Origin of the sequence: Mesorhizobium sp. M4B.F.Ca.ET.214.01.1.1 (assembly GCF_004791545.1) — a bacterium.
Taxonomy (GTDB): Bacteria; Pseudomonadota; Alphaproteobacteria; order Rhizobiales; family Rhizobiaceae; genus Mesorhizobium; species Mesorhizobium abyssinicae.
Genome location: NZ_SRUX01000327.1, coordinates 1 through 279, shown reverse-complemented (window position 1 = coordinate 279; position 279 = coordinate 1). Strand labels below are relative to the sequence as shown.

The window sequence follows — 279 nt, the reverse complement described above, 5'->3', positions numbered from 1 at the left end:
CGATCTCGCGGCGGGCATCAAGGATGCCTTCGACCCGTGCCATATATTGAGCAACGGCCGCATTCTGGCGTCCGCATCCGCGCTCGACTATAGGTGAGCGATGACGCTGAAGCTCGACAAGGTCAATCGCGGTCCGCACCTCTCCACGCTCGTTGCGAGTTCGATCTCGCGCGAGATCGCCCAGGGGCGGCTGAAGCCCGGCGATCAGCTGCCGACCGAACAGGCGCTGGCGACCACGTTCGGGGTCAGCCGGAACGTGGTGCGCGAGGCGATCGCCAG

1 protein-coding gene is annotated in these 279 nt (G+C 65.6%); it reads left to right on the top strand.

Annotated features, from left to right (window positions below):
* Positions 1-100: 100 nt before the first annotated feature.
* A partial coding sequence (locus tag EN857_RS34435) for a GntR family transcriptional regulator (RefSeq protein WP_135897756.1) occupies positions 101-279 on the top strand: 179 nt, incomplete at its 3' end.